The sequence below is a fragment of the Streptomyces sp. P9-2B-2 genome (genome assembly GCF_030406865.1).
In the GTDB taxonomy this organism is placed as follows: Bacteria; Actinomycetota; Actinomycetes; order Streptomycetales; family Streptomycetaceae; genus Streptomyces; species Streptomyces platensis.
Genome location: NZ_CP129126.1, coordinates 3,978,987 through 3,993,006, shown reverse-complemented (window position 1 = coordinate 3,993,006; position 14,020 = coordinate 3,978,987). Strand labels below are relative to the sequence as shown.

Here is a 14,020-nt window from a genome sequence, read left to right as displayed (position 1 = left end):
GCATCACCCGGCCCCGCCGCCCCCGAACCGCTCCCGCAGCTCCTGTTTGAGGACCTTGCGCAGCGTGCCGCCGCGGGGCAGGGCGGGCAGCAGCTCCAGCTGTTCGGGGAGTTTGTGCCGGGCCAGGCCCTGGGCGAGGAGGTGCGCCGCGACGGTGGCGAGGGTCAACTCACCGGCAGACGGGGGCTGTTCGACGACCGCGCAGACGCGTTCGCCGCGCTCGGGGTCCGGCAGGCCGATGACGGCGGCGTCGGCGATGTCCGGGTGGCGGTAGAGGAGTTCCTCGATCTCCTGGGCGGAGATGTTCTCGCCCTTGCGGATGATGATGTCTTTGAGGCGGCCGGTGACGACGAGGTGCCCGGTGGGGGTGAGGTGGCCGAGGTCGCCGGTGCGGAGGAAGCCGTCGGCGTCGAAGGGGGCGGGCTCGTCGAGGTAGCCGCGGCAGACGGCCGGGCCGCGCAGTGCGATCTCCCCGCTCTCGGGGGCGATCCGGATCTCCATGCCCGCGGGCGGCCGCCCGTCGGTGTGGGCCAGGTGTCCGGGGCTGTCGTACGGGTCGCCCATGGTGACCATGGGGGCCTCCGTCATGGCGTAGCCGTGGGCGAGTTGGCAGCCGAGCTCGGCGGTGACCTCGTCATACAGCGCGGGCGGCTTGGGCGCGCCGCCGCCGGCCAGCAGCCGCAGTGACGGCAGCAGCCGGCGGCCGGGCGGCAGCTTGCGCGCCTCGGCGAGGAAGAGGGCGTAGAAGGCGGTGGAGCCGCCGGCGAGGGTGACCCGGTGACGGCGGTAGGCAGCGAGCGCGCCGGGCAGCGCGAAGTGTTCCAGGAGGACGGCGGGGATGCCGTGTTCCAGCAGCATGACGGTGTAGTCGGGCCCGGCGACATGGGCGTACGGGAAGGCCATCGAGCCGATGTCCGACGGGCCGAGGCGCAGGGCCGCGCCCAGCCAGTGCCCGGCCGTCCGCAGGCTGTGGTCGGTGTGCAGCACGCCCTTGGGGGCCGCGGTGGTGCCGGAGGTCCAGTAGATCCAGCGGACCGCGTCGTCGTCGGCCGGGGGCGGGGGCAGGACGGCCGGGTCGGCGTCGGGCAGGGTGTCGTAGGCGTCGATGACGGTGGGCGGACGGGGCAGGCCGGCGGCCAGGCGGTTCGCCATCGCGCGGTGGTCGAAGCCGCGCCAGACGCCGGGGACGGCGAAGAAGGCCGCGCGGGTGCGGCGCAGCACCTGGCCGGTCTCGTGTGCGCGGTAGAGCGGCAGCACCGGGCTCTGGACGGCGCCGATCCGGGCCAGCGCGAGGCTGAACAGCACGGTCTCGATCCGGGTCGGCAGCTGCCAGACGACCCGGCTGCCGGGCCGTACGCCCCGCTCGTACAGACCGGCCGCGACCCGTTCCGCGCGCCGGTGCAGGGCGCCGAAGCTGATCCGCCGTTCCTGCCGGGCGGACTCGGCGCCCTGGATGAGGGCCGGGGCGCCGGGGGTACGGGCGGCGCGCCAGGCCACCAGGTCCCAGAGGGTGGTGCCGGTCATCCGTCCCTCCCTTCGCCGTCTGCTGACGCATCGTCAGATTGCCTGCCGAGAGTAGAGGCCGGTGCCTTGTCGGTCCAGAGGGGCCGGGGCTAGCCTCGTTCTGACGGTGCATCAGATGCGAACGAGGGGCGACGATGGCGAATCCGGTGGAGGGCGTCGACGACGCGACGGGCCACCCGCCGCGGTGCGGCATCACGGTCCGCGGGCCCGGCCGCCCGGGCCTCGGCGAGTAGCCGCGCCATGGACCTCAGCTGCACACCCGAGGAGGAGGACTTCCGGGCCCGGCTGCGCCGGTGGCTCGGCGAGGTGCTGCCGAAGCTGCCCGCACCGCCCGCCGCGACCGACTGGCCCGGCCGCCGGGCGTACGACACCGCCTGGCAGCGGATGCTGTACGACGCCGGATACGCGGGCCTGCACTGGCCGCGGGACGCCGGCGGGCAGGGCGCCACCCCCGCCCAGCACCTGATCTTCCTGGAGGAGACCGAGCGCGCCGGCGCCCCCTATGTCGGCGCCAACTTCGTCGGACTGCTGCACGCCGGACCCACCCTCGCCGCCGAGGGCACCGCCGAACAGCGCGCCCGCTGGCTGCCGCCGATCCTGCGCGGCGAGGAGATCTGGTGCCAGGGCTTCAGCGAACCGGACGCCGGCTCCGACCTCGCCGCGCTGCGCACCCGGGCCGTCCGTGACGGGGACGACTACGTCATCAGCGGCGCCAAGATCTGGACCTCGCACGCCGAGGTCGCCGACTGGTGCGAACTCCTCGTCCGCACCGACCCGGCCGCGCCCCGGCACCGCGGCATCAGCTGGCTGGCGATGCCGATGGACGCGCCCGGGGTGACCGTCCGGCCGCTGCGCACCCTCGCCGGTTCGACGGAGTTCGCCGAGGTGTTCCTCGACGAGGTGCGGGTCCCGGTCACCCACCGGGTCGGCGCGGAGAACGACGGCTGGCGGGTGACGATGGTGACGCTGTCCTTCGAGCGCGGCACCGCCTTCGTCGGCGAAGTGGTCGCCTGCCGCCGGGTGCTCGGCGAGCTGGCCCGGGCCGCCCGCGCCAACGGCCGCTGGGGCGATGCCGTGCTGCGCCGCAGACTGGGCCGGCTGAGCGCGGAGTTCACGGCGCTGTGGCGGCTGACCCAGTGGAATGTGAGCGAGGCGATGCGGGGCGCCGCGCGCGGCGGGCAGCGGGGCGGCGGCGTCCCGGGCACCGGCGGCTCGGTCTTCAAGCTGCGCTATTCCCACGCCCGCCAGGAGCTGTACGACACGGCGGCCGAGGTGCTGGGCGCCGGTGCTCTGGACGCGGACCACACCTGGGTCGCGGACCGGCTGTCGTCCCTCTCGTACACCATCGCGGCCGGTACCTCGCAGATCCAGCAGAACATCGTCGCCGAGCGGATCCTCGGCCTGCCGAAGGGGCGGTGACCGGGCGGTGGACTTCCAACTCACGGATGACCAGCGGGCGTTGAAGGACGGCACCCGGGAGCTGCTGGCCGGGCGGTTCGGCCGGGACCGGCTGCGGGCGGCCGTCGAAGACCCCGCGCCGGACCGTGCGCTGTGGCGTGAGCTGGGCGCGGCCGGCTTCTTCGCGCTGCGGCTGCCGGAGCGGGACGGCGGGGTGGGGCTGGGTCTGCCGGAGGCGGTGCTGGCCCTGGAGGAGGCCGGGCGGGCGCTGCTGCCGGGACCGCTGGTGGCGTGCCAGCTGCTGGCCGGGGCGGTGGACGGGGTCGCGGCCGGTGAGCGGATCGCCGTGCTGTGCGACGGGGCGCGGGAGCCGCTGCTGTGGGAACATCCGGCCGGCTGCGATGAGTTGATCTTGCTGGAGGGCGGTAACGGCCCTGCCGGGGGTGAGGCCGACGGCAGGGCGGAGGGCGCACCGGGGCGCACGGGCGGTGCGTACCGGAGCACGCCGGACCGGGTGTCCTGCGCCCCGTTTGCTTCCGTCGACCCCCTCACTCCGCTCGCCCGCGTCCTGGACCTGCCGCGCACCGAACCCGTCGCCGTGGACGCGCCCCGGCTCCGCCGCGAGGCCGCCTTGCTCACCGCGGCCCAGCAGCTCGGCAGCGCCGTCCGCACGGTCGAGACGGCGGCCGCCTATGCCCGCGAACGCGAGCAGTTCGGCGTCCCCATCGGCTCGTTCCAGGCCGTCAAGCAGCTGTGCGCGCAGATGCTGGTACGGGCGGAAATCGCCCGAAGTGCGGTGTATGCGGCGGCGGTCACGGAGAGTGCTCTCGACATCACGGGCGCGAAACTGCTCGCCGACGAGGCCGCGGTGCGCAACGCCCGGGACTGTTTGCAGGTCCACGGCGGGATGGGCTTCACCTGGGAGGCCGATGTCCATCTGCACCTCAAGCGGGCCTGGTGGCATGCCGAACGCTGGGGGACGGCGGGCGAGGCCGAGGAAATGCTGGCCGCGGGCCTGATCGCCTGACGGCGCGGAGGCGGCGGCCGTTGCGGGGACCGTGGCGGCTGCCGCTGTCAGACTGTGGCACTCCGTGTACGGAATGTCGGACTCACTACGCAGAAGTGGTCACGGAGTGTCGATATCGGGTTGTGTCCTAGGCGTGACTCGTCACAGGGGGGAGTCGGCGTTCCGCTCGGGTACTCTCCGTTGGGTGCGAGTGGTTCTGTGGCGCAACGGACCCGGTGCCGTCGGTAGGACGGCTCCGGGGTACGGACTGCGCGCCGCTCGCCTCAGGCAGGGCCCGGGTCGCCCCCCTTGTTCGACTCCCCGCAAAGTGCGTCGCACAGTATGCAGGACGCATACTCCCTTGCGCTGGAATATGCCCGAAGCGCTTGTTGGGGTGACTCAACGTCAACCATGCTGTGCTTCGCCGGGGTCACGCACCGTGACTCCGTGGAGGCGCGAGGCGATGTTTCCGCCGGTTCGGATGGTGTGAGCGGTGCAGGTGCTTCAGGTGCAATTGGACGTACGGCCCGACCCCGCGGAGGTGGGGCGGGCCCGGCGGTGGGCCCGGTCGCGGCTCGTGGGTTCCGGCATAGGGGTCGATGAGCCACTCGCGGAGACGTTGATCCTGTTGATCTCCGAGCTCGTCACCAACGCCGTGGTGCACACCGGCGCGGCGGCCGAGCTGCGGATGTGCTTCTCCGGCTCGGGTGCCGTGGTGGGCACGGTCCGGGTCGAAGTGCTGGACGTCAGCGCCCGCCCGCCGCGCCAGCGGCACGCCGACGGCGACGACACCAACGGCCGTGGCCTGGAGCTGGTCGACGGTCTGGCCGACCGCTGGGGCTGGCAGCAGGAGGGCACCGGCAAGCGGATCTGGTGCGAGGTGGACCGCGGCCGCCCGCTGCTGATGGCGGCGGGGACCGACCTCGGGGCGTATGAGCCCTCTTGCGTGGTGTCACGCACCGTGACGCACCAGGCGTAAGCGATCCATCGGCGCACCACCGGCGCTCCTCCCTCAGATCCCGGCACCTGCCGCCTGACCGGCGGGTGCCGTCGAGTCGCCGGCCGGTGCGGTCGGCGACCCGATGCGGCCGCCTCAGAGGATCGCCACGGGGGCGACCGGCGCACCGGACCCGCCGACGAACGGTTCGGCCACCGCGGACAGGAAGAAGGCGAAGCGGCCCTCCTCCGCGCAGGCCGCCGACAGCTCCTCCAGATTCCAGTTCTGGCCCTGAAGCATGCCCATCTCCACGAGGTGGAGGGCGTGTACCGGCATCCACAGGTTCTCGATCTCCGGCGGGAAGATCTCGAAGGTCAGGGTGTCGTTGGCGACCGCCGCGACCTCGCGTGCGTGGAACCACTCCGGGGTGCGCAGCGACAGCCCGGGTGACGGGAAGGCGTAGCCCTGCCGGTCGCCGGCGAGATAGTGCCGCAGCTGTCCGGTCCGGACGAGGACGATATCCCCGGCCCGGACCCTCGTCCCGGCCAGTTCCTCGGCGGCGTCCAGGTCTTCCGGGGTGACGGCGTGCCCGCCGGGCAGCCCTTCGGTGCCGTGCGCCCGGGCCACGTCCAGGAGGACGCCGCGGGACACGATCGGGGGGACCTTCTCCACGCCGAGGGCGGTGGCGCCGCCGTGTGCGGTGACCGAGTCGGCGGGGCGGTTGTTGTAGAGCCGCCCGGAGTGGGAGACATGGGCCAGGCCGTCCCAGTGGGTGGCGGCCTGGAGGCCCATGGTGACCGCGTCGTCGGAGGTCGCGACCGTACCGGGGCCGAAGATCTCCTGGTTGATGGCGGTCATGGTGTGCAGCGGATTGACCCGGCCCGGGATCACGCCGGTCTGGACGCCGTCCTGCCGGAGGGGGAGGGCGAGCGGGATGCGGCGGCCGCTGCGGATGCCGGCGGCCGCCTCCCGGACGACCTGAGGGGTGATCAGGTTGAGGGTCCCGATCTCGTCGTCCGCGCCCCAACGACCCCAGTTGTTCACGCGTTTGGCGATGTCATGGAACTCCTGCGGCAGGGGCATGGGGCCTCCTCGGGGCGGCCGGGGCCGGTTCGGCCCGGGGTCTTGTGTTCGTACCGGGTCTGCTCAAAAATCTAACGGTCCGTCAGAAACTGCGGGAAGGGTCACGGCATGGGGAACTTCTTGGCCGGCAAAGTGATCGCCGTAACGGGGGCGGGCCGCGGCATCGGCCGGGCGGTCGCCCTGGCCTGCGCGGAACAGGGCGCGAAGGTGGTCGTCAACGACTACGGGGTCGCCCTCGACGGCGGTGCGCCCAGCAGCGAGATCGCCGAGTCCGTGGTGAAGGAGATCGAGGCGGCGGGCGGCGTCGCGACCGCGGTCGCCGACGATGTGTCGACCATGGCCGGCGGCCAGCGGATCGTCGACACCGCGCTGGCGCAGTACGGACGGATCGACGGTGTGGTGTGTGTGGCCGGGATCCTGCGCGAGCGGATGCTCTTCAACATGACCGAGGAGGAGTGGGACCCCGTCGTCGCCACCCATCTGAAGGGGACGTTCACGGTGTTCCGGGCGGCGGCCGCGGTGATGCGCCGGCAGAAATCCGGCACCCTGCTGGGCTTCACCAGCGGCAATCACCAGGGCTCCGTGTCCCAGGCCAACTACGCCTCCGCCAAGGGCGGGATCATCTCGCTCGTACGGAGCGCCGCGCTCGGGCTGCACAAATACGGGGTGACGGCCAACGCGGTGGCGCCCGTCGCCCGGACGCGGATGTCCGAGAAGGTGCCGATGGAGCTGACCGAGATCGGCGAGCCGGAGGATGTGGCGGCGCTCGTCGTCTATCTGCTGAGCGAGCGGGCGCGGGAGATCACCGGCCAGGTCTATACGGTCGCCGGGCCGAAGATCGCCGTGTGGGCCCAGCCGGTGGAGCTGCGCTCCGTGTATGCGGAGGGGGGCGGGTGGACGCCGGAGCGGGTGGCGGAGGTGTTGCCGGGGGCGGTGGGGGTGGATCCCATGCCGATGCTTTCGCGGGTGGCGGCGATGGCGGCTGCGGCTGCGGCTGCGGAGGCGCGGCCGAAGCGGTAGGTGGCCTGCGTGCGTTTTCGGCTGTCCCGCCGTGGGGGTTTCTCGCCGTTGCGCCTGCGGCGGGCCGGGTGGCTGTCGGGTGCGGTGACGGACCTCCGGGGCAGGGTGTCCGGACTGCTTCGCTTTACGTCCACACACCAGGCCCCTCCGGCCCGTCCCCTCCCGTTGAGGGAGTGAGTAACGGTGGGTGGGGGCGGGCGTCGGTGTCGGTGGGCGTCGGTGTGGGTGAGGGTGGGAGGGGCTCGTGGACTTTGGGTTCGGGTGTGCGGATGAGGAATTCCGGGCGGAGGCGCGGGAGTGGCTGACGGGCCATCTCGTCGGGGATTACGCCGCGTTGGCGGGGGTGGGGGGTCCCGGGAGTGAGCATGAGGGGGCCTTTGTGCGGCGGGAGTGGGAGCGGGAGTTGGGGAGTGGGGGGTGGATCGGGCTCGGGTGGGAGTGTGCGGAGGGGGCGTATGGGAACCGGGTGGGGAGTCTGACGCAGCAGGTCGTGTGGGCCGAGGAGTATGCGCGGGTCCGGGCGCCGGGGCGGGTGGGGCACATCGGGGAGAATTTGCTGGCGCCGACGCTGATCGCGGCGGGGGACGAGGCGCAGCGGCGGCGGTTTCTGCCGGCCATCGCCCGGGGGGAGGAGCTGTGGTGCCAGGGCTACAGCGAGCCGGGGGCGGGGTCGGATCTGGCGGGGTTGCGGACGGTGGCGGTCCGCGACGGTGGTGGCTATCGGGTCAGTGGGCAGAAGATCTGGACGTCGCTGGCGGGGGAGGCCGACTGGTGCTTCGTGCTGGCCCGGACCGATCCGGGGGAGCGGCGGCACCGGGGGCTCTCGTTCCTGCTGGTGCCGATGGATCAGCCGGGGCGGATCGAGGTGCGGCCGATCCGGCAGATGTCGGGGACGGCGGAGTTCAACGAGGTGTTCTTCGACGGGGCGCGGGCCCCGCATGTGGTGGGCGGGGAGGGCGCGGGCTGGCGGGTGGCGATGGGGCTGCTGGCGCGGGAGCGGGGGGTGTCCACGCTGGTGCAGCAGATCGGGTTCGCCGCGGAGCTGGCCGCCGTGGTCGCCGCCGCGGTCCGTGGCGGGGCGGTGCGGGATCCGGTGCTGCGGGAGCAACTCGTGCGGCAGTGGGCCGAGTTGAGAGTCATGCGGTGGAACGCGCTGCGGACCCTGGGCGCCGCCGGGGACGCGGGGGCGCCGAGTGTGGCGAAGCTGCTGTGGGGCGGCTGGCATCAGCGGCTCGGGGAGCTGGCGATGCGGGTGCGGGGCGCCGCGGCGGCGCTCGGGCCCGTCGACTGGAGTGCGGGGGCGCCGTACGAACTGGACGCGCTCCAGCGGCTGTTCCTGTTCACCCGGGCCGACACCCTCTACGGCGGCTCGGACGAGATCCAGCGCAACATCATCGCCGAGCGTGTGCTCGGCCTGCCCAGACTGGAGCGGTGATGAGAGGCGTCATATTCGACGGCGAGCAGCCCCGGGTCGTGGACGATCTGACCGTGCGGGACCCGGGGCCGGGTGAGGTGCTGGTCGGGATCCGGGCCGCGGGGCTGTGCCACAGCGATCTGTCGGTGATCGACGGGACCATTCCGTTCCCGGTGCCGGTGGTGCTGGGGCACGAGGGTGCGGGGGTGGTCGAGGCGGTCGGCGCGGGCGTCGGCCATGTGGTGCCCGGCGATCATGTCGCGCTGTCGACGCTGGCCAACTGCGGGGCGTGCGCGGAGTGCGACCGGGGGCGGCCGACGATGTGCCGGAAGGCGATCGGGATGCCGCAGAGGCCGTTCCGGCGGGGCGAGCGGGAGCTGTTCAGCTTCGCGTCGAACTCGGCGTTCGCGGAGCGTACGGTCGTCAAGGCGGTGCAGGCCGTCAAGATCGCCGAGGATATTCCGCTGACCTCCGCCGCGCTGATCGGGTGCGGGGTGCTGACCGGCGTCGGGGCGGTGCTCAACCGGGCGAAGGTGGACCGCGGGGACTCGGTCGTGGTGATCGGGGCCGGCGGGATCGGCCTCAATGTGCTCCAGGGGGCGCGGATCGCCGGGGCGTCGGTGATCGTGGCGGTGGACGCCAACCCGGCGAAGGAGGCGGTGGCCCGGCAGTTCGGGGCGACGCACTTCATCGACGCGTCGGCGGTGGCCGACAGCGTCAAGGCGGTGAAGGAGATCCTGCCGACCGGTGCCGACCACGCCTTCGAGTGTGTGGGCAGCACCCGGCTGATCCGGCAGGCCATCGATCTGCTGGACCGGCACGGCCAGGCGGTGCTGCTCGGGGTGCCGCCGGCCACCGCGGAGGCGTCGTTCCTGGTGTCGTCGATGTACCTGGACAAGTCGATCCTGGGCTGCCGTTACGGGTCGGCGCGGCCCCAGCGGGACATCGCGCTGTACGCCCGGCTGTACCGCGAAGGGCGGCTGCTGCTGGACGAGTTGGTGACCCGGACGTACCCGGTGGAGGACTTCGCGCGGGCGGCGGACGACGCGCATCACGGGCGGGTGGCCCGGGGGGTGCTGACCTTCGGGCCGGACCCCGGGGCGGCCCTGGCCCGATCCTGATGATCCCTGGCCTTCCGGCCACTCGTTCCGCCCGGGGTGACGGGCGAAGCTGCTCCGGTGACCCAGACACCCGAACTGCCCCTGCGCGAGGCGGCCCCCGCGCCTGCCCCCGTACCCGGTCGGCGGCGCCCGCACCGGGCCTGGTCCGTCGCCGCCGTCACCTTCCTCACCCTCATCGGCGCGGCGGGTTTCGCCTCCCTCCCCGGTCTGCTCATCGAGCCGCTGCACGCCGAGTTCCACTGGTCACGCGGCACCATCGGCTTCGCGGTGTCGGTGAACCTCGCGCTCTACGGGCTGACGGCGCCGTTCGCCGCGGCGCTGATGGACCGGTTCGGCATCCGGCGGGTGGTGGCGGTCGCCCTGATGGTGATCGCGGTCGGTGCCGGGCTGACCGTCTTCATGACCACGAGCTGGCAACTCGTCCTGTACTGGGGTGTGCTGGTGGGGCTGGGCAGCGGCTCGATGGCGCTGGCCTTCGCGGCGACGGTCACCAGTCGCTGGTTCACCGCCCGGCGCGGGCTGGTCACCGGCATCCTCACCGCGGCCGGCGCCTCCGGGCAGCTGATCTTCCTCCCGGCCCTCTCCTGGATCGTCGAGCGCTACGACTGGCGGCCGGCCGCGGTGACCGTCGCGCTCGCTGCGCTCGCCGTCGTCCCGCTGGTGTGGCTGCTGCTGCGCGACCATCCGGCGGATGTGGGGGTCGCGCCGTACGGGGCGGCGGAGTTCGTCCCCAAGCCGCCGCCGCAGCGGGGCGCGGCCCGGCGTGCCCTGCGCGCCCTGGTCTCGGCAGCCCTCCCCCACTCTCGGCTGCGCTCGAGCGGGGGGACCCCCACGGGTCCGTTCTGGCTGCTGGCGGGCACCTTCGCGATCTGCGGTGCCACGACGAACGGCCTGGTCAAGACGCACTTCGTGCCCGCGGCCCACGACCATGGCATGCCGATGACGGCGGCCGCCTCACTGCTCGCGGTGATCGGCATCTTCGATATCGCCGGAACCATCGCGTCCGGCTGGTTCACCGACCGCTTCCACACCCGCCGGCTGCTGGCCACCTACTACGGACTGCGCGGCCTGTCCTTGATGTTCCTGCCGCTGCTGCTGTCCGACACCGTCCACCCGCCGATGGTCTTCTTCATCGTCTTCTACGGTCTCGACTGGGTGGCCACCGTCCCGCCGACCCTCGCCCTGTGCCGTGAGCACTACGGGGACGACGCCGCGATCGTCTTCGGCTGGGTGCTGGCCGCCCACCAGGTGGGCGCCGCGCTGATCGCCTTCCTGGGCGGCCTGGCGCGCGATGCGTTCGGCACGTACAACCCGGTCTGGTACGCGTCGGGCGCACTGTGTGCCGTCGCGGCGCTGATGGCCCTGGTCATCCGGCAGGGGCGGGCAGGTGCCGGGGACGGGCGGGTGGTCGCTGCCGGGTAGGGCGCCGGCGGTGGCGGGGTGCCTGCCCGCCATTCCGGCCCGGCGCGGGGGCTGAAAGTGACGTGCGGGCTGCATCGGTTGGCAGGCGCTTACGGACGGAAGTGGCCGAAGGTCCCGCGGTGAAAGAGGAGCGGGCCGTGCTCGGCGGCGGCCGGGTCGGTGCCGAGTGCCTCGACCCGGCCGACCACGATGAGGTGGTCGCCGCCGGTGTGGACGGCCTGGACCGTGCAGTCGATCCAGGCGGGGACGTCCGCCAGCCGCGGCGAGCCGGTCACCGGCGCCGCCTCGTAGGGGACACCCGCGAACTTGTCGCCGCCGCTGACCGCGAACCCGCGGCAGAGATCGCCCTGCCCGGCGCCGAGCACATTGACGCAGAAGACCCCGGCGCGGGCGATCCTCGGCCAGGTGGTCGACGTACGCGCCACCATGAACGTGACCAGCGCCGGGTCGAGGGAGAGCGAGGCGAAGGACTGGCAGGCGAACCCGGCCGGGTCCGGCTCTCCGGGGGCCGTGATGATCGTGACGCCGCTGGCGAAGTGCCCCAGGACGGAGCGGAATTCCGCCGGGTCCAGCGGGGCGCGCTCGTCCTCGCGTACGGCGCGCAGCGCGGGCCGTGGCGGCGCGGTGGCGGGGGACGGCGCGGCCGCCGTGGTGGGCGCGCCGACGGAGCGTAGGTACCGCACGACCGTGGCCGCCATTCCCGCATGTCCCATCATGTCTCCCATTGAATCTGATGGAGCGTCAGATGTGAAGGCGTGCGGAGCGGCTGCCACCCGCAGGTGTGGTTTCCCGTGCTTCCGGGATGACCTGCGGTGGAATCGGGGGAGATTGGGGCGGGGTTCCTGATTGCGTGTCGTTCGCGCGGATAGCGTCCACTGCGGCCGCGTCCGTAGCCGAGCACGGGGGAGAGTTCCGGTACATGGCCGATGCGAGAGCGCCGTCAGCTTCGTCTGCCGCGTCACCCACCTTCGACGAGGTCTTCTGCGGGCTGCTGCCCCGGCTGTACCGACGGGCGGTGATGCTGGCCGGATCGCGACAGTCCGCGGAGGACGTGGTGCACGAGGCCTACCTCAGACTCGCGGCCCGCCCCCAGCGCTTCCTGGCTCATCCCGAGCCCTACGCCTATGCCTTCACCACCGTCCTCAACGTCGCCCGTGACGCCTACCGCAAGGACCGGCGCCAGGTGCTGGTCGACGGCTTGGAGGGCGTCGAGGAGGCCGGTGCGGGCGGAGCGCCCGGTGGGGCGCCGGGCGGCTGGGACGGCGGGGTGGCGCGGCGGCAGTCCGAGATCGAAGCGGTGCGCCTGCTGGGGAAGTTGTCGCACCGGCAGGCCGGCATCGTCATCCTCGTCGACCTCGACGGCTACACCATCGACCAGGCCGCCAAGATCATGAAGGTGCATCGTGGCACCGCCGCCCGCCATCGCGCCCGTGCGCTGGACAGGCTGCGCGCCTACCTCGTTGAATCGGAGCACGGGCAGGCCGGGAGGTGAGCGGCACGGTGGACGTGGGGCCACGGTACGACGGCGGTGCGGGCGCGGCGGGCGGTGACGGCCCGGGGTACGGCGGGGGCCGGGGCGACGGGGGCGGGGGCGATGCCGAAGCGCTGCTGCGTGCCCGACTCCGGCTTGCGGACGAACAGATCGAGACACCGCCCGGCCTGTGGGACCGCATCCGGGAGCCGGGCACCGCGCAGGCACCGGCCGTGGTGCCGCTGCCCCGGAGACGGCCGCGGATGGTCGTGCTCGTCGTGGCGGCGGCGGTGGCCGCGGTGGCACTGGGGGTGTGGTGGCTGGTGCGCCCCGGGCCCGTCTCCGTCCAGCCGGCGGGGCCGACACCGACGGTGAAGATCACGGTCTACAACAGCGAACAGGCCTGCCGTACGGGCCGTTCCCTGGAGTGCGCGCTGCGGCTGGCCAACGATCCGCGCGCCGAGTACGCCGCGCGCGGCAACTCCGCGGGCCGGGTCTGGCACGGCGACGCGCTGGCCGCGCGCTGTGTGGTGACCGACGGCCGGATGGTCCGCGACGAGGCGGGCGTCACCTCCACCCGCTGGTATCTGGTCACCAGCGGGCAGGGGGTGCGGGGCTGGCTGCCGGGGGTGCGGACGCGGAACACCCGTGAGGTACCGGAGTGCCCGGCGGAGGTGACGTAGGCCCACGGGGCGCCGGGAGGTCAGCGGCCCCGGAACGTCGGGCGGCGGCGCGCCACGAAGGAGGCGACGCCCTCCTGTGCGTCCGCCGTCGTCATATTGATCTCCTGGGCGGTGGCCTCGGCGGCGAAGGCGGTGCTCCGGTCCGCGTCGAGCGAGGCGTTGACCAGCTGTTTGGTCAGGGCCAGGGCGCGGGTCGGGCCGGCCGCGAGCCGCTCGGCCCACTCCCGGGCCGTCTTCGCCAGCTCGCCGTCCGGCACCACCCGGTTGACCAGACCCAGCCGTTCCGCTTCTGCGGCCGACAGGGCGTCCCCGAAGAACAGCAGCTCCTTGGCGCGCTGCGGGCCGATCAGCCGCGGCAGGAGGTAGGCGCCGCCGCCGTCCGGTACCAGGCCGCGGCGGACGAACACCTCGATGAACCGGGCCGATTCGGCCGCCAGCACCAGATCGCAGGCGAGCGCGAGATGGGCGCCGAGCCCGGCCGCGGTGCCGTTGACGGCGGCGATGACCGGCTTCTCGCAGTCCAGCACCGCCGTGATGAGCCGCTGGGCGCCGCCCCGGATCATCCGGGCGACATCCCCGGCGACCCGCTCGCCGGCCGGCGGCGCCCCGCGCAGATCGGCACCGGCGCAGAAACCCTTGCCGGTCGCGGTGAGCACGACGGCCCGGACACCGGGGTCGGCCGAGGCGTCGGCGAGCCGGCCGATGAGGCGTTCGCGCTGGTCCCAGGTGACGGCGTTCAGCGCGTCGGGCCGGTTCAGGGTCAGCCACGAGACGCCGTTGTCAGTGGCGTGCAGTACCAATGAATCGACGGTATCGACGGCGTTGACGGAGTCGACGGGGTCCGCGCGGGCGGACGGCTCGTCGGGATCGTCGGGCGCGGCGGGGGGAACGGAACCGGGGGACGGTGAGGGTGTCATGGGGGAGCGGCTCCAGGGGGTGCG

General features: G+C 73.3%; 13 protein-coding genes. 9 read left to right on the top strand and 4 right to left on the bottom strand.

Going from position 1 to position 14,020, the window contains the following annotated elements; all coding sequences use genetic code 11:
- Nucleotides 1-3: 3 nt before the first annotated feature.
- Nucleotides 4-1,524, bottom strand: coding sequence for an AMP-binding protein (locus tag QT196_RS17265; RefSeq protein ID WP_168479870.1), 1,521 nt, complete (start codon nucleotides 1,522-1,524; stop codon nucleotides 4-6).
- Between the two features lie 240 nt (nucleotides 1,525-1,764).
- Here QT196_RS17265 and QT196_RS17260 point away from each other — a divergent pair, with 240 nt between their 5' ends.
- The 3 genes from QT196_RS17260 to QT196_RS17250 all read left to right on the top strand — a co-directional run bounded on the left by QT196_RS17260 (nucleotide 1,765) and on the right by QT196_RS17250 (nucleotide 4,907).
- Nucleotides 1,765-2,943: an acyl-CoA dehydrogenase family protein gene (locus QT196_RS17260; RefSeq protein ID WP_168479868.1), complete on the top strand. Its 1,179-nt coding sequence runs from the start codon at nucleotides 1,765-1,767 to the stop codon at nucleotides 2,941-2,943.
- 7 nt (nucleotides 2,944-2,950) lie between these two features.
- Nucleotides 2,951-3,949 carry an acyl-CoA dehydrogenase family protein gene (locus QT196_RS17255; protein ID WP_290355215.1) on the top strand — a complete coding sequence of 333 codons (999 nt, stop codon included), beginning with the start codon at nucleotides 2,951-2,953 and terminating at the stop codon, nucleotides 3,947-3,949.
- A 472-nt stretch (nucleotides 3,950-4,421) separates the two neighbouring features.
- Nucleotides 4,422-4,907, top strand: coding sequence for an ATP-binding protein (locus tag QT196_RS17250; RefSeq protein WP_168479866.1), 486 nt, complete (start codon nucleotides 4,422-4,424; stop codon nucleotides 4,905-4,907).
- 114 nt (nucleotides 4,908-5,021) lie between these two features.
- Here QT196_RS17250 and QT196_RS17245 read toward each other — a convergent pair whose 3' ends face one another.
- Nucleotides 5,022-5,948: a cyclase family protein gene (locus QT196_RS17245; RefSeq protein ID WP_168479864.1), complete on the bottom strand. Its 927-nt coding sequence runs from the start codon at nucleotides 5,946-5,948 to the stop codon at nucleotides 5,022-5,024.
- Between the two features lie 108 nt (nucleotides 5,949-6,056).
- On the opposite strand from QT196_RS17245, the gene QT196_RS17240 reads away from it, so the two are divergent.
- From QT196_RS17240 to QT196_RS17225, 4 genes are all read left to right on the top strand, one after another.
- Nucleotides 6,057-6,968 (top strand): SDR family oxidoreductase, encoded by a 912-nt coding sequence (locus QT196_RS17240; RefSeq protein ID WP_290355213.1) that lies wholly within the window; start codon nucleotides 6,057-6,059, stop codon nucleotides 6,966-6,968.
- Nucleotides 6,969-7,212: 244 nt separating this feature from the next.
- Complete coding sequence (locus tag QT196_RS17235) at nucleotides 7,213-8,403, top strand: acyl-CoA dehydrogenase family protein (protein ID WP_290355212.1); 1,191 nt, start codon at nucleotides 7,213-7,215, stop codon at nucleotides 8,401-8,403.
- Nucleotides 8,403-9,503, top strand: a complete 1,101-nt coding sequence (locus QT196_RS17230; RefSeq protein ID WP_290355211.1) for a Zn-dependent alcohol dehydrogenase — start codon at nucleotides 8,403-8,405, stop codon at nucleotides 9,501-9,503. Before QT196_RS17235 ends, QT196_RS17230 begins: the two co-directional genes overlap by 1 nt.
- A gap of 57 nt (nucleotides 9,504-9,560) precedes the next feature.
- Nucleotides 9,561-10,925 carry an MFS transporter gene (locus tag QT196_RS17225; protein ID WP_290355210.1) on the top strand — a complete coding sequence of 455 codons (1,365 nt, stop codon included), beginning with the start codon at nucleotides 9,561-9,563 and terminating at the stop codon, nucleotides 10,923-10,925.
- 89 nt (nucleotides 10,926-11,014) lie between these two features.
- Here the strand turns inward: QT196_RS17225 and QT196_RS17220 are convergent, their stop codons facing one another.
- The gene (locus QT196_RS17220; RefSeq protein ID WP_248001189.1) at nucleotides 11,015-11,650 is read right to left on the bottom strand and encodes a flavin reductase family protein; all 636 of its coding nucleotides are present in this window, start codon (nucleotides 11,648-11,650) and stop codon (nucleotides 11,015-11,017) included.
- 194 nt (nucleotides 11,651-11,844) lie between these two features.
- Between QT196_RS17220 and QT196_RS17215 the strand changes: the two genes are divergently transcribed.
- Nucleotides 11,845-12,417: an RNA polymerase sigma factor gene (locus QT196_RS17215; RefSeq protein ID WP_266738455.1), complete on the top strand. Its 573-nt coding sequence runs from the start codon at nucleotides 11,845-11,847 to the stop codon at nucleotides 12,415-12,417.
- 8 nt (nucleotides 12,418-12,425) lie between these two features.
- Nucleotides 12,426-13,079 carry a hypothetical protein gene (locus QT196_RS17210; RefSeq protein WP_266738457.1) on the top strand — a complete coding sequence of 218 codons (654 nt, stop codon included), beginning with the start codon at nucleotides 12,426-12,428 and terminating at the stop codon, nucleotides 13,077-13,079.
- A gap of 20 nt (nucleotides 13,080-13,099) precedes the next feature.
- Here the strand turns inward: QT196_RS17210 and QT196_RS17205 are convergent, their stop codons facing one another.
- A complete protein-coding gene (locus QT196_RS17205) occupies nucleotides 13,100-13,996 on the bottom strand; it encodes an enoyl-CoA hydratase-related protein (RefSeq protein WP_248001187.1) in 897 nt (298 codons plus the stop codon).
- Between the last annotated feature and the right edge of the window lie 24 nt (nucleotides 13,997-14,020).

Bases quoted from the DNA above. Each gene is read 5' to 3' on its own strand.
- QT196_RS17215 (WP_266738455.1), top strand. From the start codon at position 11,845: ATGGCCGATGCGAGAGCGCCGTCAGCTTCGTCTGCCGCGTCACCCACC.
- QT196_RS17245 (WP_168479864.1), bottom strand. From the start codon at position 5,948: ATGCCCCTGCCGCAGGAGTTCCATGACATCGCCAAACGCGTGAACAAC.
- QT196_RS17230 (WP_290355211.1), top strand. From the start codon at position 8,403: ATGAGAGGCGTCATATTCGACGGCGAGCAGCCCCGGGTCGTGGACGAT.
- QT196_RS17205 (WP_248001187.1), bottom strand. From the start codon at position 13,996: ATGACACCCTCACCGTCCCCCGGTTCCGTTCCCCCCGCCGCGCCCGAC.
- QT196_RS17240 (WP_290355213.1), top strand. From the start codon at position 6,057: ATGGGGAACTTCTTGGCCGGCAAAGTGATCGCCGTAACGGGGGCGGGC.
- QT196_RS17265 (WP_168479870.1), bottom strand. From the start codon at position 1,524: ATGACCGGCACCACCCTCTGGGACCTGGTGGCCTGGCGCGCCGCCCGT.
- QT196_RS17260 (WP_168479868.1), top strand. From the start codon at position 1,765: ATGGACCTCAGCTGCACACCCGAGGAGGAGGACTTCCGGGCCCGGCTG.
- QT196_RS17220 (WP_248001189.1), bottom strand. From the start codon at position 11,650: ATGGGAGACATGATGGGACATGCGGGAATGGCGGCCACGGTCGTGCGG.